We start from the raw sequence: 26,544 nt of genomic DNA on the forward strand, positions 1-26,544 counted from the left end.
ACGCGACCTATCGAAACGCAACCGTTTCGCTTAGCTGGTGACGCCGAACGCGGGAAGCACCACCGCGTCGATGTAGCGGATCAGGAAGTCGGCGTCCGCGAAGCTGTCCTCCAGGACCTTCCGCGCCATCATCGCCCCCACCAGGGTGTGCGCGAAGAACTCGGCCGCCGGGGCGTCGTCGCGCACCTCGCCCCGGGCGACCGCCCGCCCCAGCAGCACCGAGAGCCGGGCCAGCTCCGGGTCGATCAGCATCTCCCGCAGCGCCAGCGCCAGGTCGGGATTGCTGTGCGCGGCATGCCCGACCGCGCTCATGAACACCGTGTCGTGCTCCGCGCCCTCGCCGATGGTCCGGGCCAGCTCGTGCAGGTCGCCGCGCAGGCTGCCGGTGTCGATGTCCTCCGCCACCGGCGCCCTGCTGTGCCGCATCGCCGCGGCGACCAGCTTCGGCTTCCCCTCCCACTGCCGGTACAGGGTCGCCTTGCTGGACCTGCTCCGGGCCGCGACGGCGTCCATGGTCATCGCCTCGTAGCCGACCTCGAGCACCAGCTCGATCACGGCCCGGTACAGCTCGGCCTCCCGCTCGTCACTGAGGCGGGTACGGCGCACCGTCGCGGTCATCTGCTGCCCTGCGCTCTACAGGCCGACGGACTTCATCAGCTGGCCGACCTCGGGGTTGGTGAGGCGGCGCAGCCAGCCGGACTTCTGGTCGCCCAGCGGGATCGGGCCGAACTGCACCCGGACCAGCTTCTCGACCGGGTAGCCCATCTCCGAGAGCAGCCGGCGCACGATGTGCTTGCGGCCCTCGTGCAGGCTGATCTCGACCAGGTAGTTCTTGCCGACGTTCTGGACCACCTTGAAGCTGTCGGCGCGGGCCCAGCCGTCCTCCAGCTCGATGCCCTTGGCCAGCTGCTTGCCCAGGTCGCGCGGGATCGGGCCCTGGATCGCGGCCAGATAGGTCTTGGTGACCCCGTACTTGGGGTGGGTCAGCCGGTGCGCCAGCTCGCCGTGGTTGGTGAGCAGGATGATGCCCTCGGTCTCGGTGTCCAGGCGGCCCACGTGGAACAGCCGGGTCTCCCGGTTGTTGACGTAGTCGCCGAGGCACTGCCGGCCGTCCGGGTCCTCCATCGTCGCCACCACGCCGACCGGCTTGTTCAGCGCGAAGAAGAGGTACGACTGGGTGGCGACGGTCAGGCCGTCCACCTTGATCTCGTCGTGCTGCGGGTCCACCCGCTTGCCCTGCTCGCGCACCCGCTCGCCGTTGACCTCGACCCGGCCCTGGTCGATCAGCTCCTCGCAGGCGCGACGGCTGCCCATGCCCGCACGCGCGAGCACCTTCTGCAGCCGCTCGCCCTCGGGCTCGCCGTGGGTCTTGGGCAGCTTGACCGCGGGCTTGTCGTGGCGGGCGCGGACCGCGTCCTCCACCTTGGCCTGCAGCTCGCGCGAGCGCACCGGCTTGGCCGGGCCGCGCCTGGCGCCCGCGCCGCCGCCGAGACCGCCGGGGCGGATCTGGCCGATCGAGCGCCCCTGGCCGGCCGGACGCGCGCCGAACTCGGGACGGTCGTACGACCGCTGCTCGGGACGGGGCGGCTCCTTGTCCCAGCCGCTGCCGCTCTCCCGCTTGCTGTTGCCCTGCGCCCCACCGCGCCCGGCGCTCCCGCGCCCCGCGCCACCACGCCCTGTGCCGCCACTGCTGCTACCGCCGCGCTGGCTCCCGCCACGCGAACCGCTCCCGGCGCTGCCGCCGCCACCACTGCTGTTCCTGCCGTTACCGTTACCGCTACGCATCAAGAAGTCCGTTGTCGATCCGTCGTCGGGGCCGCGTCCCAGGGCGGGTGCGCCTGCCTGTTCACCTGCTCATAGCGACCGCCTCGGCGATCGCGGAGCCCTCCTGCGAGTCCGCTTCCACGTCGTCGGCCTCGGGCAGGAAGGGGGCCAGCTCCGGCAGCTCGTCCAGGCCGCGCAGCCCCATCCGTTCCAAAAATGTGTTCGTCGTCCGGTACAGGATCGCTCCCGTCTCCGGTTCGGACCCGGTCTCCTCGACCAGACCCCTCTGTACCAGGGTACGCATGACACCGTCACAGTTCACACCACGGACGGCGGATACCCGGGAACGGGACACCGGCTGCCGGTACGCGATGACCGCCAGGGTCTCCAGCGCGGCCTGGGTCAGCCGGGCGTGCTGGCCGTCCAGGACGAAGCGCTCGACGGCCGGAGCGCAGGACACCCGACTGTAGTAGCGCCAGCCCCCGGCGACAAAGCGCAGCTCGAAGCCGCGGCCCTGCTCGGTGTACTCGGCGGCCAGCTCGCGCAGCGCCCGGTCCACCGCCCGCTTCGGCCGCTCCAGCACCTGGGCCAGGTGGGCGCTGGTGGTCGGCTCGGTGACCACCATCAGGATCGCCTCCAGCGCGGGCTTCAGCTCCACCACGTCCAGCGCGGTCAGCGGGCCCGGCTCGGGCAGCGGCAGCGGCTGCGGATCGGGGACCGGCGGCCGGGGCTGCAGCGGCGGGACCGGCGGCGCGGGCACCGGGTCCGGGATCGGGCTCGGCCCCGGCACGGGCTCCGGCGGGGGCTCGGGGACGGGCCCGGGGACCGGGTCGGGCTCCGGCGTGGGCTGCGGGAACGGCTCGGGCACCGGCTGCGGGCCCGGTGCCGGCACCGGGTCCGGCTGCACCGGGTCGGGCTCGATCCAGGTGTTCTCCAGGTACTCCCCCGGACGCGGCCGGCCCGGCATGCCGAGCCGGCGACGGCCGGCGCCGGCCTGCGGCGGGAGGCCGCTCTGCTCCTCGTCACTGCTGGTCATCCGTCCTCACCCTTCTGCTCAGGTGCCGCGTCGAACTCTTCACTGACCTCGATCTCTGCCCCCTCCTCGCCGATCCACTGCACCAGCAGCTCCCCCAGCGCCTCCGGCTGGTCGAACAGGAGCACCCGTTCGCGGTAGAGCTCCAGCAGCGCCAGGAACCGGGCGACCACGGTCAGCACGTCCGGCGCGTCCTCGGTCAGGGTGCGGAAGCTCGCCTGTCCCAGCTCACGGAGCCGCTCCAGCACCAGCGCGGCCTGCTCCCGGACGCTGACCCGGGAGGAGTGGATGTGCTCGACGTAGACCACCGGCTTCGGCCGGGGCTCGAACGCCTTGGCGGCCAGCCGGGCGAAGCCCTCCGGGGTGATGCTGATCACCACCTCGGGCAGCAGCGCGGCGTGCTGCGGCTCCAGCCCGGCCGTCCTCGGGCGGCGCAGCTGCTCCGCCGCCCAGCGCTCGTTGAACAGGGTCGCGATCTGCTTGTAGGCCCGGTACTGCAGCAGCCGGGCGAACAGCAGGTCGCGGGCCTCCAGCAGGGCGAGGTCCTCCTCGTCCTCCAGCTCGGCGACCGGCAGCAGCCGGGCCGCCTTGAGGTCCAGCAGGGTGGCCGCGACCACCAGGAACTCGCTGGCCAGATCCAGGTCCCAGTCCGCGCCCATGGCCCTGATGTGGGCGATGAACTCGTCGGTGACCCGGGACAGCGAGACCTCGGTGACGTCCAGCTTGTGCTTGGCGATCAGACCGAGCAGCAGGTCGAAGGGCCCCTCGAAGTTGTCCAGGTGCACCTGGAAGCCACCCGGCGGCTCGGCCTCGAGCTCGGGCTCCTCCAGGTGGGCGGGCAGGACAGGTGCGCTCACGCGAACACCATAAGGGGGACCGGCGACAGCGGGTCGGCACGACCCGGCCGGGACCGCTTCAGCGACCGCGCAGTCGCCGGACCAGGATGCTGGCCTCGCCGCGCTGCTCCAGGTCCGCCAGCACCACCGCGACGGCCTCGCGCACTATCCGTCCCCGGTCGACGGCGAGCCCGTGCTCGCCGCGGAGCACCAGCCGGGCGTGCTCCAGGTCGATCAGCTCCTCGGCGGAGACGTAGACCGTGATCTTCTCCTCGTGCCGCTCGCGCCCGGTCGGGCGGGAACGGCCGCCGCCGCGCGGCTTGCGCCGGGCCGCGGCCTCCCCCGCCGGGGCGGGGACGCCGTTGTGCTGAGCGGCGGGCTGGCCGCCGGGCTGCCGCTGCGCGGGGGCGGTCGGCTCGGCCTGGGCCGCTCCGTGCTCCCCCGCCGCGTCGGCCGGCTGCCCCTCGCGGGACTCGCGCGCCTCGCGGCCCTCCCTGGTCTCCCGGGGCTGGCCGGATTCCGGCGAACGGGGTGCGGGGGTGAGCGACATCCCCCCGGTGGTCCGGAACAGTTCGTCCGCTCCCGGGAGGCTCACTCGACGGGGCACCTGGCGAGCACCTCCCTGGCGAGCTGGCGGTAGGCGGCGGCGCCGACCGAGTTGGAGGCGTAGGTGGTGATCGGCTCGCCGGCCACCGTGGTCTCCGGGAAGCGCACGGTACGGCCGATGACGGTGTGGAAGACGTGGTCGCCGAACGCCTCGGTGACCCGGGCCAGCACCTCGCGGCTGTGCACCGTGCGCGAGTCGTACATGGTGGCCAGGATGCCGTCCAGGCGCAGGTCCGGGTTGAGCCGCTCGCAGACCTTCTCGATCGTCTCGGTGAGCAGCGCGACCCCGCGCAGGGCGAAGAACTCGCACTCCAGCGGGACGATGACGCTGTCGGCCGCGGTCAGCGCGTTGACCGTCAGCAGCCCGAGCGACGGCTGGCAGTCGATGATGACGTAGTCGTAGTCCGGCAGCAGCGGCTTGAGCGCCCGCGCCAGCGCGGACTCCCGGGCCACCTCGCTGACCAGCTGCACCTCGGCGGCCGAGAGGTCGATGTTGGAGGGCAGCAGGTCCATGCCGGGCACGGCGGTCTTCAGCAGCACCTCGTCGGCCGTCAGGCCCCGCTCCATCAGCAGGTTGTAGACGGTGAGGTCCAGCTCCATCGGGTTGACCCCGAGGCCGACCGAGAGGGCGCCCTGCGGGTCGAAGTCGACCAGCAGCACCCGTCGTCCGTACTCGGCCAGCGCGGCGCCCAGGTTGATGGTCGAGGTGGTCTTGCCGACCCCGCCCTTCTGGTTGCACATCGCGACGATCTTCGCCGGACCGTGCTCGGTCAGCGGCGAGGGGATCGGGAAGTACGGCAGCGGGCGGCCGGTCGGGCCCACCCGCTCGCGGCGCTGGCGGGCGGCGTCCGGGGCCAGGGTGGCCGCGTACTCGGGGTCGGGCTCGTACTCGGCGTCGGGGTCGTAGAACTGACCGTCCGGCAGCTCGGCGTAGACCAGGCCGGGTTCGACCGCCTGGAACGCGGAGCCGTCCTGGACCTCGGCGTTGCGAGCGCCTGCTTCGTAGGGACCGGGCTGCTGGCCCGGGTAGGTGTGGGCGTCGTACTCGGGTCCCGAGCGACGGGCGTCAAAGGTCCGCACGTCCGCCGAGTCCTCCCCGGAGAGACCGGTGCCGTCCTGCACCAGTCCTGGCTGACCACCCCCGGGAGCAAATGTCGACTCATTCACAAGTCGTCTTACCTCCTTGGCGACCGCCGTTGACACCGGAAACTTTTGGTGGGGCTCTGGGGCTGTGCCCCCTCCACTGGGCGGCATGTGCCGTGCCGCAGCCTAGCAACGACACAGTAGCGTCAACCACCACACCAGTGATGCACGAACCAACATGTCGATATGACTAGATCACGACGCGATGGCCAGAAGCGCACCCGCACACCGCCACGATGCCAGAGAACAGGCGGTATCACAGCCCTTCTGACCATCCCGGGCACTCCCGGCACGGGAGTGACATTCATCGGCACCAAGTTGACGATGTGTCGACATTAGCGCTGAACCCAATGCCTGAAGGGGGCGTGAGCCCGGCGTTCAACCGCCGGGGTCACGCCCCCTTCAGGGGTATTTCAGGCTTCAGCGGCGGTTCAGGCCAGCACCTCGGCCAGATCCGCGGCGTGCAGACCGTGCGCCTCGGCGACCGGACCGTACGTCAGCTGGCCCTCGTGCGCGTTGAGGCCCTTGGCGAGCGCCTCGTCCCGCGCGCAGGCCTCCTTCCAACCGCGGTTGGCGAGCTCGACGATGTACGGCAGCGTCACATTGGTCAGCGCGTAGGTGGAGGTGTTCGGGACCGCGCCCGGCATGTTGGCCACGCAGTAGAAGACCGAGTTGTGGACCGGGAAGGTCGGCTCGGCGTGCGTGGTGGCCCGGGAGTCCTCGAAGCAGCCGCCCTGGTCGATCGCGATGTCCACCAGCACCGAGCCGGACTTCATCCGCGAGACCAGCTCGTTGGTGACCAGCTTGGGGGCCTTGGCGCCGGGGATCAGCACCGCGCCGATGACCAGGTCGGCCTCCAGCACGGCCTTCTCCAGCTCGAAGGCGTTGGAGGCGATGGCCTTGATCCGGTTGCCGAAGATCTTGTCGGCCTCGCGCAGCTTGTTGATGTCGCGGTCCAGCAGGGTCACGTCGTAGCCCATGCCGATGGCGATGGTCGCCGCGTGCCAGCCGGAGACGCCGCCGCCGATGACCACGCACTTGGCCGCGTGGGTGCCGGGGACGCCGCCGGGCAGGGTGCCGCGGCCGCCGGCCGGGCGCATCAGGTGGTACGAGCCGACCTGCGGGGCCAGCCGGCCCGCGACCTCGGACATCGGCGCGAGCAGCGGCAGCGCGCCGTTGGCCGTCTGCACGGTCTCGTAGGCGATGGCGGTGGTGCCGGACGCCAGCAGCGCGTCGGTGCACTCCCGGGAGGCGGCGAGGTGCAGGTAGGTGAAGAGGGTCTGGCCCTTGCGGAGCCGGTGGTACTCCTCCGCGATCGGCTCCTTGACCTTGAGCAGCAGGTCGGCGGCGGCCCACACCTCGTCGGCGGTGCCGAGGATCTCGGCGCCGGCCGCGACGTACTCGGCGTCGGGGATGGACGAACCGGCGCCGGCGTTCTGCTCCACGACGACCTGGTGCCCGTTGCGGACCAGCTCGTGAACGCCTGCGGGCGTGATCGCCACGCGGTACTCGTGGTTCTTGACCTCGCGGGGGATGCCGACCTTCACGGCTAAACACGTCCCTTGCACATGGGGGATCCCCGACGGCGGATACGCCGAAGGGTGGCCGCGCACTGGTTGCGGCTCTTCCGAGTGTAATGAAGCCTGGGCGATGCGCCAGCCTTCCAATGTGACCAAATGAAACCGATTGGTTGGCAGTTTCGTAGGCTTGCGCGACTATCTCTCGAAACAATCAGCTGATAGGACGCCTTACTCCTACCCGGTCAGGATCGGGACATACCCGGCTCATCGCCCGTATCGACCTCGTCGGACGGGCCCGGAACGGCCCCCTCGACGGGCCCGGCCGCCGGCTCCGCACCCGGTCCGGCCCCCGGCCCGGCCTCCAGCGCCGCCGCCTGCGCCCGCTGCACCCGGGCGCCGCCCGGGTCCCCGGCCCGCTCCAGCACCTCGGCCATCCGCTGCAGCACCTGGACCTGCAGCCGCAGCGCCGCCGCGGGCTCGGCGCACTGCCGCGCGGCGGCCAGCGCCTCGCGCTGGGTCCGCAGCGCCTGCTCGGTGCTCCCGGCCAGCTCCTGCACCCGGGCCGCGCCCAGCACCGCGCCCACCGCCGAGACCTCGTCCCCCAGCTTCCGGTGCAGCGCCGCCGCCGCGCGGTAGTCGCGCAGCGCGTCCCCCAGCCGTCCCTGCGCGGTGTGCGTCGCCGCGAGCCGTCCCAGCAGCCGCAGCTCGTCCTGCCGCTCGCCGCGCTTGCGGCGCAGCGCCAGCGCCCTGCCGTACCAGTCGGCGGCGCGGACCAGGTCCCCCGAGGCCCGGTGGGCCCCGGCGACCGCCTCCAGGATCCGGCCCACCGCGGTCTGGTCGTCGACGGCCCTGGCCGGGCCGAGCGCGGACCGGTACCGCTCCAGCGCCCGGACGTGCTGCCCGGCGGCGGCGTGCAGGTCGCCCAGGTTGACCAGCGCCGCGGCCTGCTGGCGCGGGAACCCGCCGCGCAGCGCCAGTTCCAGCACGGTGGTGTGCAGGGCGTAGAGGTCGGCCGCGACCGGCGCGGCGGAGCCCGCCCACAGCGGCAGCGCCCGCACCAGCGCGGTGGACAGCCGCATCGCCACCCCGTCCAGCGCGCCGTCGGCCTGCGCGGTGCGGACGGCGGCGCGCAGCACCGGCAGCTCGGTGTCCAGCCAGGTCCAGGCCTCGGCCTGGCCGTGGAAGCGCAGCGGGCCCGGCAGCGGCTCGGCCGCGGGGCCGCGGAGCGGGCCGGCGGGTGGGGCGAGCAGCTGGCAGCAGGCGGTGAGCAGCCGGGTGAGCCGTTCCAGCAGCCGGGCCCGGGCCAGATCGGTCTCCGACGCGCGGTCCGCCGCGAGCAGCGCCAGCAGCGCCGGGCGCAGGCAGCCGGGCAGCCGGTACCGGTGCGGGCCCGGGTCGTCGCCGGGCGCGGTGGCGGCCCGCAGCAGCTGCTGCTCGGCCAGGGTGGCCAGATGGACCGCGGCGGCGTCGACCGGGCAGCCCAGCAGCGCGGACGCGGTACGGGGGTCGACCACCCCGTCCGGGGCCAGGGTCAGCAGCCGCAGCAGCCGGGCGGCGTTGGCCGGCAGCCCGGCGTGGACCAGCTCGAAGGCCCGCCGCAGCGGCTCGGGTCCGGGATCCGCCGCGCCGGGCTGCTTCTCCAGCTCCACCCGGGGCGCGACCACCGGCACGGCCGCGGCGGGCGCCGACAGCAGCCGCAGCACATCGGTGACCGAGGCCCGCGGCCTGGCCCTGAGCCAGCCGCCGGCCAGGCCGAGCGCGGTCGGGTGGCAGGCCAGCGCCTCGGCCAGGGTCCGCGCGGCCACCGGGTCGCAGACGATCCTGGTGTCCCCGGCCAGGCCGACCAGCACCGCCGTCGCGGCGGCCAGGTCCAGGCCGCCGATCACACAGGGCCGGGCGTCGGCCAGACCGGTCAGCGGCCCCGAACTGACCGCCACCACCAGGCAGCCGGGCCCCTGCGGCAGCAGCGCCCGTACCTGGTCCGCCTGTTGCACGTCGTCCAGCACCAGCAGCACCTGACGCTGCGCCAGCACCTCGCGCAGGGTGGCGCAGTCGGCCTCGTCGTCCGCCGGACCGTCCGGGCCCAGCGCGCCGCGCGGCTCGCCCAGCGCCCCGAGCAGCAGCCGGGCCGCGTCGCCCGCGCCGACCGGGGCCCCGTCCGGGGCGCTCATCCGGACGAAGAAGCAGCCGTCGGGATAGTCCTCCGCGACGCTGCGGGCGAAGCGCACGGCCAGCGCGGTCCGCCCGGATCCGGGACGCCCGGCGACCAGCAGCACCCGGCTGGACCGGTCGGCGCCGTCCTCCGGCTGCGACCCCAGCGCGGGCCGTCCCACCTCGTCCCTCAGCTGCGCGAGTTCCGCCAGCCGACCGGTGAAGTAGGGGGAGTCCTCAGGGAGTTGGGCTCGGAGACGGCCGGGCGTGCCGGATCTGCCGAGCGGGCGGTTCTGCTGTGCCGTCTGTGCTGCAGCCACCTGCGCAGCGTAGTTCACCGACCGGGCGCGGCTCCGCAGCTGTGCCCGGTCGGTCCCGCGGTTGTCCGCACACTCACTCGAACGGACGCGCGGGCCAGGGCGAGTCGGCCGGTCGCAGGCCCAGCAGGCCCGCGTCCCCGTACACATCGCTGTCCAGCGCGACCTTCGCCGCCATCACCGAGGCGACCAGCGCGCCGTTGTGCAGTTCCCCGGCCAGGACCAGCCGGACCAGCTCGTCCAGGTCGACCCGGTCGACCTCCAGGTCCAGTTCCTCGTGCTCGGCCTGGAAGCGCTCGCCGTCGGCCTCGGCCAGGTCCTGGGCCAGGAAGATCCGCAGCGCCTCGGAGGAGCCGCCGGGGGAGCTGTAGAAGTCGATCAGCACCCTCCAGTCCCCCGCCTTGGCGTGCGCCTCCTCGTACAGCTCGCGCTGCGCGGCGTGCAGCGGGTTCTCCCCGGGGACGTCGAGCAGGCCCGCCGGGAGCTCCCACAGCCGGTGCCGCACCGGGTGCCGGTACTGGCGCACCAGCAGGACGCGGCGCTGCTCGTCCAGCGCGAGCACCCCGACCGCGCCGGGGTGCCGCTGGAAGTCGCGGGCGGCGACGACGCCGTCCGGCATCACCACCTCCTCGGTGAGGATGTCCCAGACCTTCCCGTGGAACGCCGTCCGCGAGGACGTCACCGGCCACTCCTCCGGACTGTCCACAACCGCTTCCCGCCGCATCCCAAGCCTCCATGTTGCCGCGCTCAAGTTCAGTGCCCAGCCATGCAACCACGTAGGGGCGCGGGGAACTGCGCGAACAGCTACCCGGGCCGACCCGGGCGCCTACTCCGACGCCGCGGGAGCACCCTCGCCCTGCTGGCGACGCACGGCGGCAGCCACCAGCCCCGCGAACAGCGGATGCGGCCGCGTCGGCCGGGACTTCAGTTCCGGATGCGCCTGGGTGGCCACCAGGTACGGGTGCACGTCGCGCGGGTACTCCACGTACTCCACCAGGTCGCCCTTCGGCGAAAGCCCGGAGAACACCAGGCCGGTCTTCTCCAGCTCGCCCCGGTAGGAGTTATTGACCTCGTAGCGGTGCCGGTGCCGCTCGTCCACGTACTGCTCGCCGCCGTAGACCTCGCGGACGATCGACCCCTCGGCGAGCTTCGCCGGGTACAGCCCGAGCCGCATGGTGCCGCCCAGGTCGCCCTTGCCGTCCACGATCTCCAGTTGCTCGGCCATGGTCGAGATCACCGGGTGCTGCGCCGCCGGGTCGAACTCGGTGGAGTTGGCCTCGGGCAGCCCCGCCAGGTTCCGGGCCGCCTCGATGACCACGCACTGCAGGCCCAGGCACAGCCCCAGCAGCGGGATCTTCTTCTCCCGGCCGTAGGTGATCGCGGCGACCTTGCCGTCCACGCCGCGGTCGCCGAACCCGCCCGGGATGCAGATCGCGTCCACGTCGCCGAGCTGCTCCTCGGCGCCGGCCGGGGTCCTGCAGTCGTCCGAGGTGACCCACTTGATCTCGACCTTGGCCCGGTTGGCGAACCCGCCGGCCCGCAGCGCCTCGGTCACCGACAGGTAGGCGTCGGGCAGGTCGATGTACTTGCCGACCAGCGCGACCTTGACCACGTGCTCGGGCTCGTGCACCCGCCGCAGCAGGTCGTCCCAGACGGTCCAGTCCACGTCGCGGAAGGCCAGGCCGAGCCGGCGGACGACATAGGCGTCCAGGCCCTCGGAGTGCAGCACCTTGGGGATGTCGTAGATCGACTTGGCGTCGATCGCGGCGACCACGGCCTCCTCGTCCACGTCGCACATCAGCGAGATCTTGCGCTTGATGGCCTGCGGGACCTCGCGGTCGGCGCGCAGCACCACCGCGTCCGGCTGGATGCCGATGCTGCGCAGCGCCGACACCGAGTGCTGGGTGGGCTTGGTCTTGAGCTCGCCCGAGGGGCCGATGTAGGGGAGCAGCGAGACGTGCACGAAGAAGACGTTGTCCCGGCCGACCTCGTGCCGGACCTGGCGGACCGCCTCCAGGAAGGGCAGCGACTCGATGTCGCCGACGGTGCCGCCGACCTCGGTGATCACCACGTCCACGTCGTCGGTCGCCATCCGGCGGATCCGGGACTTGATCTCGTTGGTGATGTGCGGGATGACCTGCACGGTGTCGCCCAGGTACTCGCCGCGGCGCTCCTTGGCGATCACCGTGGAGTACACCTGGCCGGTGGTGACGTTGGCCGAGCCGTGCAGGTTGGTGTCGAGGAAGCGCTCGTAGTGGCCGATGTCCAGGTCCGTCTCGGCGCCGTCGTCGGTGACGAAGACCTCGCCGTGCTGGAACGGGTTCATGGTGCCGGGGTCGACGTTGAGGTACGGGTCCAGCTTCTGCATGGTGACCCGCAGTCCGCGCGCCTTCAGCAGAGCCCCGAGGCTGGAGGCGGTGAGCCCCTTGCCGAGCGAGGAGGCGACGCCCCCGGTGACGAAGAGGTGCTTGGTCGTCGTATTGTTCCGGCTTACGGCGGAATGGGGCTGTGCCAAGAGGGGGCTCCCGTGGTTGCGTCTTCACGTCGGTGGCGGCCGGACCCTGGCCCCCAGGAGACACTGAGGGGGTGGGTTGGCGGCGGTGCCTAGCACCAGTCCACGGGGTACCAGCCTATCAGTCACCCGGCGTGATCGTGCTCCCGGCGCTGCTCGGCGGCGCGCCACGATCACGGAGTTCCCACCCACCCTGCCGGACGTCGTATCCTGCACGGACGCGTTCCCCATTCAGGAACCACACAGATCCCGGACGCATCACAGCGCCTGACGGATCGGCGGAAGATCGCCGGGGGACACCACTCCTCCGCGAGCAGACTCCCCCACACAACCCCCCTCCCCGCACTTCCCCGCACCGGCGACGCCGTGTTGTTCATCGCGTGAACTGGAGATCCACATGGCCGCCCGCATCGAGGACTACGCACTCATCGGCGACATGCAGACGGCTGCCCTGGTCAGCCGGGACGGCTCGGTCGACTGGCTGTGCCTGCCCCGCTTCGACTCCCCGGCCGTCTTCGCCGGGCTGCTCGGCACCGACGAGCACGGCTTCTGGCGGATCGGCCCGGCCGACCCGGTCCCGGAGCAGCCGGTCGTGCCGCCGCTGCCGCTCCCGACCGGCTTCGACAGCACCGGCGAGTTCCGGGCCCTGCCGCCGACCGCCGCCGCCCCGGCCCAGCCGGCCACCCGGCGCCGCTACCGGGGCGACTCGCTGATCCTGGAGCAGGAGTGGGACACCCCGCGCGGAACGGTCCGGGTGATCGACTTCATGCCGCCGCGCGGACTGCCCGAGCGCGGCGCGGTCCCGCAGATGATCCGCATCGTCGAGGGCGTCAGCGGCCGGGTGCGGATGCGCTCGGCGCTGCGGATGCGCTTCTCCTACGGGCGGATCGTGCCCTGGGTGCACAAGGTCGAGGACCCGGCGAACCCGGAGAACGTCCGCACCGTCGCCGTCGCCGGGCCCGACTCGGTCTGGCTGGACGGCGAGGCCGAGACCTACGGCCGCAACCTCACCACCTACGCCGACTTCACCGTCCAGGCCGGCCAGCGGATCGCCTTCGCGCTCACCTGGCAGCCCTCGCACCTGGGCCCGCCGGACCAGCCGGACGCCGAGGAGGCGCTGACCGCCACCGAGGAGTTCTGGCTCGACTGGGCCTCCCAGTGCACCTACCAGGGCCCCTACCGGGAGGCCGTGGTCCGCTCGCTGATCACCCTGAAGGGCCTCACCTACGCCCCCACCGGCGGCATCGTCGCCGCCCCCACCACCTCGCTGCCGGAGGACATCGGCGGCGTCCGCAACTGGGACTACCGCTTCACCTGGCTCCGCGACGCCACCATCACCCTCTCCTCGCTGCTCCGCACCGGCTACCGGGACGAGGCCCGCGCCTGGCGCGAGTGGCTGCTCAGGGCGGTGGCCGGCGACCCGGAGAACCTGCAGATCATGTACGGGATCGCCGGCGAGCGGGAACTCACCGAGGCCACCCTGGACTGGCTCCCCGGCTACGAGGGCTCCGGCCCGGTCCGGATCGGCAACGGCGCCGCCGAACAGCTCCAGCTGGACGTCTACGGCGAGGTGGTCGAGGCGCTGCACCTGGCCCATATGACCGGCCTGGCCCGCAACGACCACGCCTTCCTGCTGCAGCTGCGGCTGATCGGCTACCTGGAGCAGCACTGGCGCGACCCGGACGAGGGCATCTGGGAGGTGCGCGGCCCGCGCCGGCACTTCGTCCACTCCAAGGTGATGGCCTGGGTCGCGGTGGACCGCACCATCCGCATGATCGAGGAGACCCCGCACGAGGGCCCGCTGGAGCGCTGGCGGCAGCTGCGCGACGACATCCACGAGGACGTCTGCGAGAACGGCTTCGACCGGGAGCGCAACACCTTCACCCAGTCCTACGGGTCCAAGGAGCTGGACGCCTCGCTGCTGCTGATCCCGCAGGTGGGCTTCCTGCCGCCGGACGACAAGCGGGTGATCGGCACCATCGAGGCGATCCAGCGCGAACTGCTGACCCCCGACGGCTTTGTGCTGCGCTACCCCACCAGCGGCGGCGAGGAGGGCCTGGACGGCCTGCCCGGCGACGAGGGCGCGTTCCTGGCCTGCTCGTTCTGGCTGGCCGACGACCTGGCGATGATCGGCCGGGTGGCCGAGGCCCGGCAGCTGTTCGAGAAGCTGCTGTCGATCCGCAACGACGTGGGCCTGCTCGCCGAGGAGTGGGACCCCCGGCTGCAGCGCCAGGTGGGCAACTTCCCGCAGGCGTTCAGCCACGTCCCGCTGATCGACACCGCCCTGCGCCTCAACGCCTGCGGCGGACTGCCCGGCATGTGAGCCGCGCTCCTTTGTATGATTGAGGAACAAACCTCGGTCCTTCCAAGGAGTCACATGCCCGCCACCCCGACAGCCGCCGTCACCACCCTGACCGGACGCGCCCTGCTGCTCGACATGGACGGGACCCTGGTCGACTCAGGACCGGCCGTCGAACGGGTCTGGCGCGCCTGGGCGCTCCAGTACGGCCTGGACGGCGACCAGGTGCTGGAGGTGGTGCACGGCCGCCAGGGCTTCGCCAGCATGGCGATCCTGCTGCCGGACCGCCCGATGGAGCAGAACCACGAGGAGAACGCCCGGATGCTGGCCCAGGAGACGGCCGACACCGAGGGCGTGGTCGCCATCGGCGGCGCGGCGGCGTTCCTCGCCTCGCTCGGCGGCCTCCCGCACGCCCTGGTCACCTCGGCCGACGACGCCCTGGCCCGGGCCCGGATGGGCGCGGCCGGACTGGCGCTGCCGCCGGTCGCGGTCACCGCCGAGCACGTCACCCTCAGCAAGCCCGACCCGGAGGGCTTCCTGCTCGGCGCGAAGCTGCTCGGCATCGACCCGGCCGACTGCCTGGTCTTCGAGGACTCCGAGGCCGGCGTCGCCGCGGGGCTCGCCGCCGGCATGCAGGTCATCGGCGTGGGCCCGGCCACCACCGGCTACGGCGCGACCGTCTCCGTCGACTCCCTGCACCAGGTCACCGTCACCGAGGCCGACGGCACCCTGACCCTCACCATCACCGCCTAAGGCCCACCAGGCACGGCGCTAGGGGCGCGGGGAACTGCGCGAAAAACCACCCACGACCCGCACCCTCGCGCCCACCTTCAGCGCTCCCCCGTCAGTTCGTCGTAGACACTGAGCACCTGAGCCACCGTCGCGGCCTCATCAGGCCAGGTCAAAGCCTGCTGAGGCCCCGCCAGGGCCAACACACGGCGACGGTCGGCGTCCGCCAGCAGCCCGGACACCGCCGCCGCCAGGGCCGTCGGATCCCCCGGAGGGACCAGTACCGCGGCGTCGCCGACCAGTTCGGGCAGCCCGCCCACCGCGGTGGCGACCAGCGGGACCCCCGCCCGCAGCGCCTCCTGGGCGACCAGCGAACGGGCCTCCCAGCGCGAGGGGATCACCACCAGGTCGGCCGCGACCAGCAGTTCCCTCACATCGGACCGGTGCCCCAGCAGTTTGGCCCGCAGCTTCTCCGACTTGATCCGGGCCCGCAGGGCCCCCTGCTCGGGGCCCTCGCCGGCGATCAGCAGCAGCGGCTCCTCGCCGCCGCGCCAGCCGGAGGCCGCGTCCAACAGCAGGTGGAAGTTCTTCTGCGGCACCAGTCGGCCCACCGCGAGCACCACCGGACGGTCGGCCCGCTCCCTGCTGCCGAGCAGCGCCCTGCGGATCTCCTCGCGGCTGCGCTCGGGCACCGGGACCGGCAGCGGCGGGGCCGCGACCGGGCCGAGCCTGGCGTCGGCCGCGCCCAGGCCGCGGGCCCGGGTCACCAGGTCGGAGGAGGCGCCGAGCACCAGGTCGGCCGACTTGGCCACCCGACGCTCCATCAGCCGCAGCAGCCGCCGCTCGACCCCGGTCGCCAGGTTGGCGTGGTGGAAGGTGACCACCAGCGGGGTGCCGGCCCGGGCGGTGCGCAGCGCGAGGTCGGACAGCAGCGCCGCCCGCAGGCCGTGGGCGTGCACCAGCGAGGCGCGGGCGAAGGCCCGGCGGAGCTCGCCGACCGCCGCGGCGTCGGTGCGTGGTCCCGGGGTCGGGGTGATCTCCACCGGGTGGAACCGCGCGCCGGAGGCGGAGAAGCCGAACAGCTCGTCGGTCTCGGCCGGACCGCAGACAGTGACCTCGAGTCCGTGCGCGCTGAGCCCCTGGGCCAGCGAGCGGACGTGCGCGCCGATGCCGCCGGAACTGCCCGCCAGGACGAGGACGGCGTGCAGTTCTCCGGTGGGGGCTGCCGAGGTGTGCTCCACGGTCCGGTTCTTCTCCCCTGCGGTAGTCGGTGGCCGGTGGGCCGGCGCGGCACAACAATGCCAGCTCGGGCCCGGTCTTGGACAGTCGGCAGCAGCCCCGGGCACTGCTCCGTCCGGGACCGCTCACCCGTTCGGCGGCGCCACCGTCCGGGCGGCGGCGAGCAGTTCCTCGGCGTGGGCGCGGCCCAGCTCCGAGTCCTCGAGACCGGCCAGCATCCGGGACAGCTCCCTGACCCGCTGCGCGTCACTCAGCGTGGTCACGCCACTGCGGGTGACCGTGCCGTCGACGGTCTTCTCCACCACCAGGTGCCGGTCCGCGAACGCGGCGACCTGGGGCAGGTGGGTGACGACGATCACTTGCGAGGTGCGGGCGAGCCGCGCCAGCCTGCGGCCGACCTCGACCGCGGCCTTGCCGCCGACTCCGGCGTCCACCTCGTCGAAGAGGTAGGTCGGCACCGGGTCCGCCCCGGCGAAGACCACCTCGACGGCGAGCATCACCCGGGACAGCTCACCGCCGGACGCGCCCTTGGCGATCGGACGCGGCGGCGAGCCCGGGTGCGGGGCGAGCAGCACCTCGACCTCGTCCACGCCGTACGGGCCGAAGTCGGCGGCGGGGGTGATCCCGAAGCTGACCCGGGCGTGCGGCATGGCCAGTTCGGTCAGCTCCGCGGTGACCGCCTTGGCGAAGTCCTCGGCGGCGGCGTGCCGGGCCTCGGTGAGCTGCGCGGCAAGTGCGGACACTGCTTCATGAAGAGAGCGCTGCTCTTCTTCGAGAGCACTGATCGTGTCGTCGTCGCCGTCCAGCTCGGTCAGACGGAGAGCAGCGCTCTCGGCCCAGGCCAGCACCTCGTCGAGACCGCCGTCCGGGCTCCCGTACTTGCGCACCAGGTGCGACAGCACCGCCCGCCGCTCCTCCACCGCGGCCAGCCGCGCCGGATCGGCGTCCAGGTCGTCCGCGTACCCGGCCAGGTCGCCGCCGATGTCGGAGAGCAGATAGCCGACCTCGACCAGCCGGTCGGCCAGTGCGGCCAGCCGCTGGTCGTGCCCGCGCACGGACTCCAGCGCCCGCCGGGCTTGCGCCAGCAGCGTCCCGGCGTCCACCGCGTCCTGGTCGGACGGGTCGCCGGCCAGCGCCGCGTGGGCCTGGTTGGCGGCCGAGGAGAGGGCGTCGGCGTGTCCGAGCCGCTCGGACTCGGCGGCCAGCTCCAGATCCTCGTGCGCGACCGGCTCGGCCGCGGCGACCTCGTCCAGGCCGAAGCGAAGCAGGTCGGCCTCCTGGGCCCGCTCCCTGGCCCGGGTGGTGAGCTCGTCCAGCCGTGCCGTGACCTCGCGGAGCCGCCGGAAGGCCGCCTGGTACTCGGCCAGCGGCTCGGCCACCGTGCCACCGGCGTAGCGGTCCAGCGCGCCGCGCTGCCGGGCCGGCTGCAGCAGCCGCTGCTGGTCGGTCTGGCCGTGCACCGCGATCAGGTCCTCGCCCAGCGTGGCCAGCAGGCTCACCGGCACCGAACGGCCGCCGACATGCGCCCGCGAGCGCCCCTCGGCCGAGACCGTACGGCTGATCAGCAGGGCGCCGTCGTCCAGCTCGGCCCCGGCGTCCAGGGCCAGTTGCGCGGCGGGCGTGCCCTCGGCGAAGGCCACCCGGCCCTCGACCACGGCCCGCTCGGCGCCGGTGCGGACCAGACCGGGGTCGGCCCGTCCGCCCAGCAGCAGGCCCAGGCTGGTCACCACCATGGTCTTGCCCGCGCCGGTCTCGCCGGTCACCACCGTGAACCCGGGCGACAACTCGACCACGGCGTCCTCGATCACCCCGAGTGCACGTATCCGCATCTCTTCGAGGCGGGGCCGTTTCATGCCGTTGACCTGCACCGTTTCCTCTCGGCGAGTGCTCACTAGCCCCTCTGGCCCCTCTGCGGAGATATATCGGAGACACGCGGGGAGCAGTGGGCCCCCGCCCAACAGGTCCTGCGTCGGTCCTGCGTAGGACTGAGCGTAGTGGTCCGCCGGACCGCGCGGCGAAGCCGACCGCACCCGGCGCACCCGACCTGCTCAGCGTTCCGCCGCGCCCCGCCACCCGGTGACCGGCAGAGCGAACTTCGCCACCAGCCGGTCGGTGAACGGGGCCCGGTGCAGCCGGGCCAGCCGGACCGGGATGGCGCCCCTGCGGACCTCCACCCGCGCGCCCGGCGGCAGTTCCACTGTCCGCCGCCCGTCGCACCACAGCACCCCGTGCGGGGTCCTGGCCTGCACCTCGACCGCGAGCACGGAGTCCGGCGAGGTCACCAGCGGCTTGGCGAACAGCGCGTGCGCACTGATCGGCACCATCAGCAGCGCCTCCACCTCCGGCCAGACCACCGGCCCGCCGGCCGAGAAGGCGTAGGCCGTGGACCCGGTCGGTGTGGCGCAGACCACCCCGTCGCAGCCGAAGGTCGACACCGGCCGACCGTCGACCTCGGTCACCACCTCGATCATGCGTTCGCGGGATGCCTTCTCCACCGAGGCCTCGTTCAGCGCCCAGTCGCGGTGCACGATCCGGCCGTCCGTTCGAACGACCACGTCGAGGGTCATCCGCTCCTCGACCTCGTAGTCGCTGTCCACCACCCGCTCGACGACCTTCTGCAGGTCCTCGCGCTCGGCCTCGGCCAGGAAGCCCACCCGGCCCAGGTTCACCCCGAGCATCGGCACCCCGGACTCACGGGACAGCTCGGCGCCGCGCAGCAGCGTGCCGTCGCCCCCCAGCACCAGGATCAGCTCGCAGCCCTCCGCCGCGCCGGGGCCGGTCGGCACCGCCTCCACCCCGGCCGGAAAGCCCATGTCAGGTGCTTCCGCGGCGAGCACCCGAAGCCGGATCCCGGCTTCGAGCAGCCCCTCCACCAGCTGTTCGACGCTCTGCAGCGCCTCCTCGCGGCCGGTGTGCGCGAGCAGGAAGACCGTACGGTCACTCATCTGTTCCTCCAGCGCGTGCCGGGACGCCCTCGGCCCGGTCGGTCCTCACTGTGTGCAGTTCCCCGACCCTACCGGCTGCCACCCCCGGCTACTGCGGGCCTTCGACGACCGCCCGGTGCGCGTCGGCCGGGTCCAAAGGACCGGCGTCGCGCCGGAACCAGAGGAAGTACTCGACATTGCCGGAGGGCCCCGGCAGCGGGCTGGCGACCACCCCGCGCACACCGAGACCCAGCGCCGCGCCCTGCCCGGCCACCTTCTCGATCATCTCCTGGCGCAGCTGCGCGCTGCGGACCACCCCGCCGCTGCCGAGCCGCTCCTTGCCCACCTCGAACTGCGGCTTCACCATCAGCACCAGATCGCCCTCCGGCGCCGTGCAGCCGACCAGCGCGGGCAGCACCAGGCCCAGCGGGATGAACGACAGATCGCTCACCACCAGGTCCACCGGCTCCCCGCCGATCTGATCCAACGTCAACTCGCGGACGTTGGTCCGGTCCAGCACGGTCACCCGCTCGTCGCTCTGCAGCGACCAGGCCAACTGCCCGTAGCCGACGTCCACGGCCAGCACCCGGTCCACCCCGGCCCGCAGCAGCACATCGGTGAACCCGCCGGTGGACGCGCCCGCGTCCAGGCAGCGCCGCCGCTCCAGCGCCAGGCCCTCGGGCACGAACGCCGCGAGCGCCCCGGCCAGCTTGTGGCCGCCGCGGGAGACGTAGTCGGGGTCGTTGTCGTCCTTGGCGACGACCACCGCCGCCGCGGTCTCCACCTGCGTGGCCGGCTTGGTCGCCGTCGCGCCGCCCACCGAGACCCGCCCGGCGGCGATCAGCTCACTGGCGTGCTCCCTGGACCGGGCCAGGTTCCGGCGGACCAGCTCAGCGTCCAGACGGCGTCGTGCGACTGCCACGTGCGGTTCAGCTCCTGCGGTTGTGTGGTTCCTACGACGAAGATCTACGAGAGGCCGGGGCGCGGTGCGTCCAGGGCACCCAGGGTGTCACGCAGGACCTGGTGCACGCCCTCGAACACCTCCGCGTGCGCCTCGACCGGCACGCCGTCCAACTCCGCGAGCCGCGCCAGCGCCCCGTCGACGGCCCCGTGCCCGGTCTCCAGCGGCACCGCCTCACTCATCCCCGACCCCGCCCCGCCCGGGCTGCGCCGCCTTGGCCGGAGCCGTTTTGGCCGGAGCCTGCTTGGCGGTGGTCTTCCTGGCCGGGGCTTTCTTGGCCGGTGCCTGCTTGGTGGCACTCTTCTTCGCGGCCGTCTGCTTCGCGGCAACGGGCTTCTCCGCGACCTTCTTGGCGGCGGTCTTCTTGGCCGCAGCCTTCTTCGCGGGCGCCTGCTTCGCCGCAGGTACCGGCTTCGCCGTGACCTTCTTCGCGACAGCCTTCTTCGCCGGCGCCTGCCTCGTCGCGGCCTTCTTCGCCGCCGCGGGCCTCGCCGGCGCAGGCTTCGCCGGGGTCTGCGCGACCGGCGCTGCCGCGGCGCGCCGCTCCGCGGTCTTCTTCATCCCCGGCACCGCCGCCCTGCGCCGCGCCGCCGCGGCGGCCAGCTCGGGGTCCTCGTCCACAACCACCCGCACCGGGCGCGGCCGTGACGCCGCCGACCGGCTCCGCGCGGCGGGGAACGCCTGCTCGGCCCGCCCCCGACGGGGCTCGTCCTCGGCCGAGGCCGAGGTCGAGTCCGGCTCCGAGGCCGGACCCGGGACCGACTCCGTCCCGCCCTGCAGCTGCCGGACCTGCTGCTCCAGGAACTCGAGCACCACGCCGACCTGCACCACACCGTCGCCCAGCCGGCTCCACACCTTGTCCGCCTCAGTGCGGACCGCGCCGACCACCCCGGCCACCGCCTCCTGCACCGGTTCCGGCACCCGCCCGCGCAGCTCGTCCTCGGCACGCTTCCGTGCCTCCTCGACCACCACGACCACCCCGCCCGCGGCCTCCGCCACGACCTTGAGGCAGTCACGCACTACGTCGCGCATACAGGTCTCCCTCTCTCGCTCCCAGTCTCTCACCCAGGCCCACTGCGGTAGCGTCGGGCAACGTCGGTACCACCAGAACAATCCGCCCATCCGCCAGAACAAACGGGAGCACAGCGCACCATGGCCAACCCCGCCGAGTGCCGCGCGGCACTGGAGCAGCTCAGCCGGAACCTCGGCAAGGCCGAGGGAAACGTCCGCACCGCGGCCTCCCTCGACCGCTCGCTGACCTGCTGGATCACCGATCTCGACATCACCTTCTCGGGACGGCTCCAGGGCGGCACCATCACCGGTCTGACCGAGAGCCCGGGGCGCCCCGCCGAGAAGGCCCAGATCGGGCTGTCGATGACCGGCGACGACCTGGTCGCCCTGGTCAACGGCAAGCTCAACTTCGCCTCGGCGTGGGCCACCGGCAGGGTCAAGCTGGACGCGGGCATCCGCGACCTGCTCCAGCTCCGCAAGCTGCTCTGACCGGGAGTCAGAGGCCCAGCGCGGCCAGCGCGTCCCGCCACTTCGGCGTCGTGCCGCCATCGTTCGCGCCGCCGCCACCGTCGGCGCCGTCCGCATCGGCCGCGGCCCAGGCCGCCGCGCACAGCGCCCGCAGCCCGTCGTAGGGGTCCTCCCCGCGCGCCTCGCCCAGGCTGAGGGCCCCGTCGGCGACCGTCACCGTCCAGCCGCCGCAGCTGTACGCGCCGCCGTCCCCGGCGACCAGCTCGGGCTGCACCCGCAGCAGCCCGCGCAGGTCGGCGGCCAGGTAGGTGGGCCGGTACTTCGCCGGGGCCTCCGGCAGGTCCTCGGGCCGGCTGATGCCGGTGAACACCAGCAGGCTGTCCACGCCCCCGTTGAACGCCCCCTCGATGTCGGTGTCCAGCCGGTCCCCGACCACCAGCGGATGCTTCGCCCCGGTCCTGAGGATCGTCTCCCGGTGCATCGGCGGCAGCGGCTTTCCGGCCACCTCCGGCTCCACGCCCGTCGCCGTGCGCACCGCCGCGACCAGCGTCCCGTTGCCGGGCGCGGTGCCCCGCGCGGTCGGGATGGTCAGGTCGGTGTTGGAGGCCACCCAGGGCAGCCCCTTCGCCACCGCGTAGGAGGCCTCGGCCAGCTGCTGCCAGCCGACCGTGGCGTCGTAGCCCTGCACCACCGCCGCCGGGTCGTCGTCCAGCGAGCGCACCGGCTCCAGGCCGCGCTCGCGCACCGCCTCGACCAGGCCCTCACCACCGATGACCAGCACCTTCGAACCCTCGGGCACCTTTCCCGCCACCACCCGGGCCGCCGCCTGCGCCGAGGTGATCACGTCCTCCGGCTCGGCGGGCACCCCCAGCTCGCTGAGGTGCGCGGCCACAGCCTTGGGCGTGCGGGAGGCGTTGTTGGTGACATAGGCGAGCCGCATGCCCGCCTCCCGTGCCTCGGCCAGGGATTCAACCGCGTGCTCGATCGCCTGCGGCCCCGCGTACACCACCCCGTCCAGATCCAGCAGGGCGGTGTCGTAGATCCGGTGCAGCGGCTGCTCAGGCATCTGGGTTCTTCCTACTCGTCCGGGCGTGCGTCCTGCCCGACGTTATCGAATCCCCCGGCCCGCGCTTTCAGCGTGGCCCTGGTCTGCTTCAACGCCGCCCGGTAGTGGGCCAGGTCGGGGCGCATCGCCACCGCCAGGGCCAGATGCACCGCCGACTCCTCGAAGTCCCTGATCCGCGCGGCGGTCAGCCCCCAGCCGAACTGGGCGTAGTCATTGGCCGGATCCGCCCCCGCCAGCTCGCGGAAGCTCTCCAGCGCCGCCGGGTAGGCCCCGGCGTCGAACTGCGCCCGCGCCAGCGCCTCCCTGATCGCCGTCGACCCGGGCTCGGCCGCCGCCGCCCGGGTCAGCAACTGCTCCGCCGCCCCCGGATGCCCGCTCTCCAGCAGCTCGCTTCCGCGCCGGAACCAGTCGTACACATCACCGGCCGGAGCACCTTCGTCACTATGTGTCCGCTCCTTCATCGCGGCTCCTCTCCCCTCAGCCAACTGGGCATACCCGGTTAACATGCCCAGAGTGAGAGCAGACAGTGCAGACGATCCAGGAGATTTCAGGTACGGGGACGCGGGCCGGGTGGCCGCCGCCGGACTGTCGCTGGCCCCCTTCCGGGGCCTGCGCTACAACCCGGCCCGGGTCAGCTCCCTCGCCGCCGTCACCTCCCCGCCGTACGACGTGGTGGACCCGGAGGGGCGGCTGCTGCTGGAGACCGGTGATCCGCACAACATCGTCCGGCTGATCCTGCCCCGTCCCCAGCCCACCGCCGAGAGCGGCTACCGCCGTGCCGCCCGGCTGCTGGCCGAGTGGCAGCGCAAGGGCGTGCTGACCGCTGACCCGGAGCCCGCCCTCTACGTCTACGAGCAGCACACCTCCGACGGAGTGCTGCAGCGCGGCCTGATCGGCGCCCTCGCCGTCAGCGGCCCCAGCGCGGGCGTGGTGCTCCCGCACGAGGACGTGATGCCCCGCCCGGTCGCCGACCGGGTCGGGCTGATGCGCACCACCAAGGCCAACCTGGAGCCGCTGCTGCTCACCTACCGGGGCGACGGCGGCGCGGCCGAGGTCGTCGAACGCACAGTGGCCGGCGAGCCGCTGCTCACCAGCACCACCGCCGACGGCACCACCCACCGGCTCTGGGCCGTCACCGCCCGGGCGGACATCACCGCCGTCCGCACCGACCTGGCCACCTGCCGGGCCCTGATCGCCGACGGACACCACCGCTGGGCGATGTACCTGCGGCTGCAGCGGGAACACCGTTACCTGGCGCACAGCCCCTGGGACCGCGGCCTGGTGCTGCTGGTCGACACCGCCCGCTACCCGCTCCGGGTCCGCGCCATCCACCGGGTGCTGCACCAGCTCCCGTTGGACAAGGCCCTCGCCGCCCTGGGCCCGGCCTGGCGGACCACCGCCCTCCGCGGCACCCAGCAGGACGCCGTCACGGCCCTGGCGGCGGCCAAGGCCGACGGCGCCAACGCCTTCGTACTGTCCGGCGACGGCGCCTTCCACCTGCTCACCGGACCGGACCGGGCCACCCTGGACGCCGCCGTCCCGCCCGACCGCCCCGAGGAGTACCGCAGGCTCGACGCCACGGTGCTGCACTCGGTCCTGCTGGACCGGGTCTGGCACGTCCCCGACGCGCCCGAGCACATCGGCTACCTCCACGACACCACCGCCGCCGTCCGCGAGGCCGCGCGGGACGGCGGAACGGCCGTGCTGCTGCACCCGGTCGAGGAGGGCGTGGTCCGCCGCCTGGCCGAACAGGGCGTGACGATGCCGCGCAAGTCCACCTCCTTCGGCCCGAAACCGGCCACCGGGCTGGTCCTGCGCAGCCTCCTGATCCGCTGAGAAACGACTGTGGCCCGCCCCGGTTCCCCCGGTGCGGGCCACAGTCGTTCAGCTGGTCACTCACTCACGTGAGTGGGTGAGTCGCTCAGTCGCGCTTGGTCTCGTCGGAGGGAGTGACAACCCCCTCCTCCTCGTCCTCTTCGTCGTCGTCCTCATAGTAGTCCTCGCCGTCGCCCTCGGCGAACTCCGTGTCGTCGTCCTCAGTGTCCCCGGTGTCCCCGGCGGTCTCGACCTGGGCCTCGTCATCGATCTCGACGTCGGGGTCCAGCGCGTCCACGAACTCGATGCCGTCGATCTGCGCCAGGCGCTCGGCGGCGTTGGTGGATCCGTCCTGGTCGGCCTCGGCCGCCTTGGCGAACCACTCGCGCGCCTCGTCCGCCCGGCCGGCGCCGATCAGCGCGTCGGCGTAGGCGTACCGCAGACGGGCCGTCCACGGCTGCACCGAGTTCGAGCCGAGCTCGGAGCACTCCAGCGTGACCACGGCGGCGTCGAACTCCTCCATGTCGCTGCGCGCACCGGCCGCGACCAGGCGCATCTCGATCTGCCCGGCCTTGTCCAGCTGCTTCACCTCGGGTGCACCGGCCATCTCCAGCGCCCGCTCCGGACGGCCGAGACCGCGCTCGCAGTCCGCCATCACCGGCCACAGGTCGGCCAGCCCGGTCATCCGCCGCGAGGCACGGAACTCAGTGAGAGCCTCCGAGTAACGCTCCGTCACATACGAGGCGAATCCAGCCGCTTCCCGCACAGCCGCGACCCGCGACGCCAGCCGCAGCGCGACCCGAGAGTACGCGTACGCCTCCTCCGGCTCCGCGTCCAGCAGCCGCGCGACCATGACCAGGTTCTTGGCGACATCGTCAGCCAGCGTCTTCGGCAGGCTCATCAGCTCCTGCCGCACATCACCGTCGATCTCCTGCCCGGTGATGTCCTCGTCGATCGGCAGCCGGCGAACCGGCTCACTCCGCCGCTCGTCCCCCTGCCGGTCGTCCCGGTTGTAACCCCCACCCGAGGACGGGCGGTCGTCACGACGGTACCCACCACCGGTCGACGGGCGGTCATCACGACGCGGACCACGGTCGTCCCGGTTGTACCCGCCACTGGAGGACGGACGGTCGTCACGGCGGAAGCTGCCACCACCGCTGGACGGCCGGTCATCGCGACGCGGCCCACGGTCATACCCGCCGGACGGCCGGTCGTCACGACGGAACCCACCACCGGTCGACGGACGGTCGTCCCGACGCGGGCCGCGGTCGTCACGGTTGAAGCCACCACTACGGGGCCGGTCGTCCCGGTTGAACCCGCCGCCGGAGGAAGGCCGCTCATCACGACGGAACCCACCACCCGTGGACGGACGGTCATCACGACGCGGACCACGGTCATCACGATTGAACCCACCACCGGACGGACGGTCATCCCGACGGAACCCACCACCGGTCGACGGCCGGTCATCGCGACGCGGACCACGGTCGTCGCGGTTGAAGCCACCACCGGACGAGGGGCGGTCATCACGACGGAACCCACCACCCGTGGACGGGCGGTCGTCCCGACGCGGACCACGGTCGTACCCGCCGCCACCGGACGAGGGCCGGTCGTCGCGACGGAACCCGCCGCCGGTCGACGGACGGTCATCGCGACGCGGGCCGCGGTCGTCACGGTTGAAGCCACCACTACGGGGCCGGTCGTCCCGGTTGAACCCGCCGCCGGAGGAAGGCCGCTCATCACGACGGAACCCACCACCCGTGGACGGGCGGTCATCACGACGCGGACCACGGTCATCACGGTTGAACCCACCACCGGACGGCCGGTCGTCACGACGGAAGCTACCGCCACCACTGGACGGACGGTCATCGCGACGCGGCCCACGGTCGTACCCGCCGGACGGGCGGTCGTCACGACGGAACCCACCGCCGGTCGAGGGGCGGTCGTCCCGGCGCGGACCACGGTCGTCACGGTTGAAGCCGCCACCGGAGGGACGGTCATCCCGACGGAAGCCGCCGCCAGAGGACGGACGCTCATCACGACGGAACCCACCACCCGTGGACGGGCGGTCATCACGACGCGGACCACGGTCATCACGGTTGAACCCACCACCGGACGGCCGGTCGTCACGACGGAAGCTACCGCCACCACTG

At 73.0% G+C, this 26,544-nt stretch carries 23 protein-coding genes and 1 pseudogene; 4 read left to right on the forward strand and 20 right to left on the reverse strand.

Features of this window, described 5'->3' with window-relative positions:
* Nucleotides 1–30: 30 nt before the first annotated feature.
* The 10 genes from ACEZDG_RS03690 to ACEZDG_RS03735 all read right to left on the reverse strand — a co-directional run bounded on the left by ACEZDG_RS03690 (nucleotide 31) and on the right by ACEZDG_RS03735 (nucleotide 11,885).
* The gene (locus ACEZDG_RS03690) at nucleotides 31–606 is read right to left on the reverse strand and encodes a TetR/AcrR family transcriptional regulator (RefSeq protein ID WP_380502249.1); all 576 of its coding nucleotides are present in this window, start codon (nucleotides 604–606) and stop codon (nucleotides 31–33) included.
* Nucleotides 607–633: 27 nt separating this feature from the next.
* A complete protein-coding gene (locus ACEZDG_RS03695; RefSeq protein ID WP_380502156.1) occupies nucleotides 634–1,785 on the reverse strand; it encodes a pseudouridine synthase in 1,152 nt (383 codons plus the stop codon).
* 61 nt (nucleotides 1,786–1,846) lie between these two features.
* Nucleotides 1,847–2,464 (reverse strand): SMC-Scp complex subunit ScpB, encoded by a 618-nt coding sequence (gene scpB / locus ACEZDG_RS03700; protein WP_380502251.1) that lies wholly within the window; start codon nucleotides 2,462–2,464, stop codon nucleotides 1,847–1,849.
* Between the two features lie 332 nt (nucleotides 2,465–2,796).
* On the reverse strand, nucleotides 2,797–3,654 hold the full coding sequence (locus ACEZDG_RS03705) for a segregation and condensation protein A (protein ID WP_380502158.1): 858 nt from the start codon (nucleotides 3,652–3,654) through the stop codon (nucleotides 2,797–2,799).
* Nucleotides 3,655–3,712: 58 nt separating this feature from the next.
* A complete protein-coding gene (locus ACEZDG_RS03710; protein ID WP_380502160.1) occupies nucleotides 3,713–4,240 on the reverse strand; it encodes a hypothetical protein in 528 nt (175 codons plus the stop codon).
* Nucleotides 4,225–5,361: a ParA family protein gene (locus tag ACEZDG_RS03715; RefSeq protein WP_380502162.1), complete on the reverse strand. Its 1,137-nt coding sequence runs from the start codon at nucleotides 5,359–5,361 to the stop codon at nucleotides 4,225–4,227. The genes ACEZDG_RS03710 and ACEZDG_RS03715 overlap by 16 nt, the downstream gene beginning before the upstream one ends.
* A gap of 452 nt (nucleotides 5,362–5,813) precedes the next feature.
* Nucleotides 5,814–6,929 (reverse strand): alanine dehydrogenase, encoded by a 1,116-nt coding sequence (ald, locus tag ACEZDG_RS03720; RefSeq protein ID WP_380502165.1) that lies wholly within the window; start codon nucleotides 6,927–6,929, stop codon nucleotides 5,814–5,816.
* Nucleotides 6,930–7,144: 215 nt separating this feature from the next.
* Nucleotides 7,145–9,373: a tetratricopeptide repeat protein gene (locus ACEZDG_RS03725; RefSeq protein ID WP_380502167.1), complete on the reverse strand. Its 2,229-nt coding sequence runs from the start codon at nucleotides 9,371–9,373 to the stop codon at nucleotides 7,145–7,147.
* A gap of 73 nt (nucleotides 9,374–9,446) precedes the next feature.
* Nucleotides 9,447–10,094, reverse strand: coding sequence for an NUDIX domain-containing protein (locus ACEZDG_RS03730; protein ID WP_380502169.1), 648 nt, complete (start codon nucleotides 10,092–10,094; stop codon nucleotides 9,447–9,449).
* Between the two features lie 102 nt (nucleotides 10,095–10,196).
* Nucleotides 10,197–11,885: a CTP synthase gene (locus ACEZDG_RS03735; RefSeq protein WP_380502171.1), complete on the reverse strand. Its 1,689-nt coding sequence runs from the start codon at nucleotides 11,883–11,885 to the stop codon at nucleotides 10,197–10,199.
* Nucleotides 11,886–12,279: 394 nt separating this feature from the next.
* Here ACEZDG_RS03735 and ACEZDG_RS03740 point away from each other — a divergent pair, with 394 nt between their 5' ends.
* Together ACEZDG_RS03740 and ACEZDG_RS03745 are read left to right on the forward strand one after the other, a co-directional pair.
* Nucleotides 12,280–14,205 (forward strand): glycoside hydrolase family 15 protein, encoded by a 1,926-nt coding sequence (locus ACEZDG_RS03740; RefSeq protein WP_380502173.1) that lies wholly within the window; start codon nucleotides 12,280–12,282, stop codon nucleotides 14,203–14,205.
* Between the two features lie 54 nt (nucleotides 14,206–14,259).
* Nucleotides 14,260–14,934: an HAD-IA family hydrolase gene (locus ACEZDG_RS03745; RefSeq protein ID WP_380502175.1), complete on the forward strand. Its 675-nt coding sequence runs from the start codon at nucleotides 14,260–14,262 to the stop codon at nucleotides 14,932–14,934.
* 77 nt (nucleotides 14,935–15,011) lie between these two features.
* On the opposite strand, the gene ACEZDG_RS03750 is transcribed toward ACEZDG_RS03745, so the two are convergent.
* The 6 genes from ACEZDG_RS03750 to ACEZDG_RS03775 all read right to left on the reverse strand — a co-directional run bounded on the left by ACEZDG_RS03750 (nucleotide 15,012) and on the right by ACEZDG_RS03775 (nucleotide 21,066).
* Complete coding sequence (locus ACEZDG_RS03750) at nucleotides 15,012–16,151, reverse strand: glycosyltransferase family 4 protein (protein WP_380502177.1); 1,140 nt, start codon at nucleotides 16,149–16,151, stop codon at nucleotides 15,012–15,014.
* 123 nt (nucleotides 16,152–16,274) lie between these two features.
* The gene (gene recN / locus ACEZDG_RS03755; RefSeq protein WP_380502179.1) at nucleotides 16,275–17,978 is read right to left on the reverse strand and encodes a DNA repair protein RecN; all 1,704 of its coding nucleotides are present in this window, start codon (nucleotides 17,976–17,978) and stop codon (nucleotides 16,275–16,277) included.
* A gap of 219 nt (nucleotides 17,979–18,197) precedes the next feature.
* A complete protein-coding gene (locus ACEZDG_RS03760; protein ID WP_380502181.1) occupies nucleotides 18,198–19,094 on the reverse strand; it encodes an NAD kinase in 897 nt (298 codons plus the stop codon).
* An 88-nt stretch (nucleotides 19,095–19,182) separates the two neighbouring features.
* Nucleotides 19,183–19,995: a TlyA family RNA methyltransferase gene (locus ACEZDG_RS03765; RefSeq protein ID WP_380502183.1), complete on the reverse strand. Its 813-nt coding sequence runs from the start codon at nucleotides 19,993–19,995 to the stop codon at nucleotides 19,183–19,185.
* A gap of 44 nt (nucleotides 19,996–20,039) precedes the next feature.
* Nucleotides 20,040–20,216, reverse strand: coding sequence for a hypothetical protein (locus ACEZDG_RS03770; RefSeq protein ID WP_380502185.1), 177 nt, complete (start codon nucleotides 20,214–20,216; stop codon nucleotides 20,040–20,042).
* Nucleotides 20,209–21,066 carry a hypothetical protein gene (locus ACEZDG_RS03775; RefSeq protein ID WP_380502187.1) on the reverse strand — a complete coding sequence of 286 codons (858 nt, stop codon included), beginning with the start codon at nucleotides 21,064–21,066 and terminating at the stop codon, nucleotides 20,209–20,211. Before ACEZDG_RS03775 ends, ACEZDG_RS03770 begins: the two co-directional genes overlap by 8 nt.
* A gap of 120 nt (nucleotides 21,067–21,186) precedes the next feature.
* Here ACEZDG_RS03775 and ACEZDG_RS03780 point away from each other — a divergent pair, with 120 nt between their 5' ends.
* Nucleotides 21,187–21,534 (forward strand): sterol-binding protein, encoded by a 348-nt coding sequence (locus ACEZDG_RS03780; RefSeq protein WP_380502189.1) that lies wholly within the window; start codon nucleotides 21,187–21,189, stop codon nucleotides 21,532–21,534.
* Nucleotides 21,535–21,541: 7 nt separating this feature from the next.
* Here the strand turns inward: ACEZDG_RS03780 and ACEZDG_RS03785 are convergent, their stop codons facing one another.
* Both ACEZDG_RS03785 and ACEZDG_RS03790 read right to left on the reverse strand, forming a co-directional pair.
* Complete coding sequence (locus tag ACEZDG_RS03785) at nucleotides 21,542–22,579, reverse strand: HAD-IIA family hydrolase (RefSeq protein WP_380502191.1); 1,038 nt, start codon at nucleotides 22,577–22,579, stop codon at nucleotides 21,542–21,544.
* An 11-nt stretch (nucleotides 22,580–22,590) separates the two neighbouring features.
* Entirely contained in the window at nucleotides 22,591–23,040 is a 450-nt protein-coding gene (locus tag ACEZDG_RS03790; RefSeq protein WP_380502193.1) for a tetratricopeptide repeat protein, read from the reverse strand.
* A 43-nt stretch (nucleotides 23,041–23,083) separates the two neighbouring features.
* Between ACEZDG_RS03790 and ACEZDG_RS03795 the strand changes: the two genes are divergently transcribed.
* Nucleotides 23,084–24,415, forward strand: coding sequence for a DUF1015 family protein (locus ACEZDG_RS03795; protein ID WP_380502195.1), 1,332 nt, complete (start codon nucleotides 23,084–23,086; stop codon nucleotides 24,413–24,415).
* An 85-nt stretch (nucleotides 24,416–24,500) separates the two neighbouring features.
* Here ACEZDG_RS03795 and ACEZDG_RS03800 read toward each other — a convergent pair whose 3' ends face one another.
* Both ACEZDG_RS03800 and ACEZDG_RS03805 read right to left on the reverse strand, forming a co-directional pair.
* Nucleotides 24,501–25,310: a tetratricopeptide repeat protein gene (locus tag ACEZDG_RS03800; protein ID WP_380502253.1), complete on the reverse strand. Its 810-nt coding sequence runs from the start codon at nucleotides 25,308–25,310 to the stop codon at nucleotides 24,501–24,503.
* 75 nt (nucleotides 25,311–25,385) lie between these two features.
* Nucleotides 25,386–26,544, reverse strand: a pseudogene (locus ACEZDG_RS03805) (hypothetical protein); the annotation flags it as partial.

It is taken from the genome of Streptacidiphilus alkalitolerans (genome assembly GCF_042511045.1).
Lineage (GTDB): Bacteria > Actinomycetota > Actinomycetes > Streptomycetales > Streptomycetaceae > Streptacidiphilus > Streptacidiphilus alkalitolerans.

Coding starts and splice junctions, on each gene's coding strand:
- ACEZDG_RS03760 (WP_380502181.1), bottom strand. CDS start 19,094: ATGAGTGACCGTACGGTCTTCCTGCTCGCGCACACCGGCCGCGAGGAG.
- ACEZDG_RS03730 (WP_380502169.1), bottom strand. CDS start 10,094: ATGCGGCGGGAAGCGGTTGTGGACAGTCCGGAGGAGTGGCCGGTGACG.
- ACEZDG_RS03795 (WP_380502195.1), top strand. CDS start 23,084: ATGCCCAGAGTGAGAGCAGACAGTGCAGACGATCCAGGAGATTTCAGG.
- ACEZDG_RS03775 (WP_380502187.1), bottom strand. CDS start 21,066: ATGCGCGACGTAGTGCGTGACTGCCTCAAGGTCGTGGCGGAGGCCGCG.
- ACEZDG_RS03695 (WP_380502156.1), bottom strand. CDS start 1,785: ATGCGTAGCGGTAACGGTAACGGCAGGAACAGCAGTGGTGGCGGCGGC.
- ACEZDG_RS03780 (WP_380502189.1), top strand. CDS start 21,187: ATGGCCAACCCCGCCGAGTGCCGCGCGGCACTGGAGCAGCTCAGCCGG.
- ACEZDG_RS03770 (WP_380502185.1), bottom strand. CDS start 20,216: ATGAGTGAGGCGGTGCCGCTGGAGACCGGGCACGGGGCCGTCGACGGG.
- ACEZDG_RS03790 (WP_380502193.1), bottom strand. CDS start 23,040: ATGAAGGAGCGGACACATAGTGACGAAGGTGCTCCGGCCGGTGATGTG.
- ACEZDG_RS03785 (WP_380502191.1), bottom strand. CDS start 22,579: ATGCCTGAGCAGCCGCTGCACCGGATCTACGACACCGCCCTGCTGGAT.
- ACEZDG_RS03745 (WP_380502175.1), top strand. CDS start 14,260: ATGCCCGCCACCCCGACAGCCGCCGTCACCACCCTGACCGGACGCGCC.
- recN (WP_380502179.1), bottom strand. CDS start 17,978: ATGCGGATACGTGCACTCGGGGTGATCGAGGACGCCGTGGTCGAGTTG.
- ACEZDG_RS03740 (WP_380502173.1), top strand. CDS start 12,280: ATGGCCGCCCGCATCGAGGACTACGCACTCATCGGCGACATGCAGACG.